Here is a 2,178-nt window from a genome sequence, read left to right on the forward strand (position 1 = left end):
GTCAATGGTTTCCTGTTCTCGGTTTAATAAAACCTGCAACAATAGCTTGGAATCTTGGTGACTTAGATAAATCCCCCCTGCTTGCACAGCCTCAATGGCTTTAAACAAATCAACATCTGCTGCACTCTTATGCACATAAGCAGAGGCTCCCGCCTGCATGGCCCGTTTTATATAATTTTCATCTTCATGCATGGTCAAGGCAATTACCTTAGCTTCAGGATGGCGGCTTTTAATCTCCTTGATGCATTCAATCCCGTTCATTTTAGGCATTGATAAATCAAGCAGCAAAATATCCGGTTGAAGCTGCTCAAATAGTTGAATGGTCTGCTCGCCATCTGCTGCCTCGCCAACCACTTGCATCTCCGGTTGCCGCTGTAACAATAGTTTCAGTCCAGCACGAATTAGTTTATGATCATCCGCCAATAGCACCTTAATCTTTGGTTTCACTATGAATCACCTTTCCTTGATCATATTGTGGAATTGCAATAAAGATTTCAGTACCACCTTGGGGGGCTTTTCTAATGTCGAACCTGCCCTGGAGCAATTCTACCCGTTCACGCATTCCATATATTCCAAGCCGATTTTCTCGCTGAGCACGAATTAAATCTGCCTCAGAAATGCCCTTGCCATTATCAGCGATCCTGACCATAATCTGATCTGGCTGAAAATCGATATTTATTGCCACATGGGTTGCACCGGAATGTTTAACTACATTATTTAAGCTCTCCTGGACAATCCGGTAAAGGGCCACAGCAATTTGGCTATCTACAAGAACTTGCTGACCTTCGGTAAATAAATCAATGTGTAACTCGTGCCTGATGGCAAATTTATCAATATACCGTTCTATAGCAGCAACTAAACCGAGATCATCTAAAGCTGGCGGTCTTAACTCAATGGCCAGTTCACGTACCTCTCGCAAAATATTGGCAGCTACATCACGTCCTAACAGCAAAGCATCTCTTTGTTCTTGATTGGGTGCATCTTCTGCCAACACTCGCATGGTCAGCATCAGCGAAGTTAGCGCCTGACTAGTTTCATCATGCAGTTCACGCGAAATCCGCTTGCGCTCATCTTCCTGAGCAGTCATCAGTTTCGTAATTAAGGTATTACGGATCTGTTCCTTAACCCGCAGTTCACTCAGCAGCACTTCCTTATCAGCACTTGCCTTAATCAGGCTGGCAGCCATTTCGTTAAACGCCGCAGCTAACTTCCCCACCTCGCCGTTATCACGGATATTGGCACGGATCTCCAGATTTCCTCGAGTGATTGATTCGGCAACTTCTGCTAAATCGCGAATGGGCTTAGTAATTACCGTTGATATTCGGCTTGATAAAAATACCGCCAAGGCGCAAATGCCGAGGATAGTCAACAATACATCTCTTAGATGCTGATTGATTGAGTTTCGCACATGCTCCTCAGTCATACCCACCCGAACATAGCCAACCGCACCATTTTCAATCGGAACGACAATATCATGAATAATTCCTTCATTCGAGTTAAATACCGATATGTCTCGCTGAGCAAGCTCAGACATATCATCCAATATCCCCTTGGGTATGCCATTGTGGAAAGTATGCGCCAACAAGCGCTTTTTATTATTTACAATTAAAATATAGCGCACATCTTCGCTACTTGCGGCGGTCTGAGCCACCAACTCATACAGATTGTACAAGTCTTCCATTAATATATAGTTGCTGGCAGCCAATGCGACATGGGTTGCAATCTCACCACCGCGTTTTTGTAGCTGGCGCGAAACAATATCATCTAATGAATTCCACATAATTAAACCGATAGCTAAACTAAGCAAGGCGATGATGGACAGCGCCAACGCTAATATCCGATAATAAATCGACATCTTTGACATCATCATAATTGTTCTCGCTTCTCTCTAAGCATCTGCCGAATGGGTTCATATAACTCTGGCTGCGGCGGTACAAACCGGTCAATGGATAATCCTTGCAGAGCTGGCAGCATATCTGGATTTTCATGCATGGTAAGCAGAGCGTGTCGCAAGACTTCCCGCTGGCCCTTACTTACACTTTTACCAGCTACTACAGGACCAATCCCCGCATACGGCGAAACAGCAATAATCTTGACCGCATCCGCCATTTCCGGCTGTTTTTGTTTCGCCCGATCATATACTACGCTGGTGACAGGCGCAGCATCTACCACCTTATT

At 44.8% G+C, this 2,178-nt stretch carries 3 protein-coding genes; all 3 read right to left on the bottom strand.

Annotated features, from left to right (window positions below; all coding sequences use genetic code 11):
* A partial coding sequence (locus AC29Z1_RS03325; RefSeq protein ID WP_488270038.1) for a response regulator occupies nucleotides 1-447 on the bottom strand: 447 nt, incomplete at its 3' end.
* The gene (locus AC29Z1_RS03330; RefSeq protein WP_488270039.1) at nucleotides 431-1,870 is read right to left on the bottom strand and encodes an ATP-binding protein; all 1,440 of its coding nucleotides are present in this window, start codon (nucleotides 1,868-1,870) and stop codon (nucleotides 431-433) included. The genes AC29Z1_RS03325 and AC29Z1_RS03330, both read right to left, overlap by 17 nt.
* The coding region (locus AC29Z1_RS03335) for a PhnD/SsuA/transferrin family substrate-binding protein (protein WP_488270040.1) at nucleotides 1,867-2,178 on the bottom strand (312 nt) is incomplete at its 5' end. The genes AC29Z1_RS03335 and AC29Z1_RS03330, both read right to left, overlap by 4 nt.

The organism is Sporomusa sp. (genome assembly GCF_057736855.1).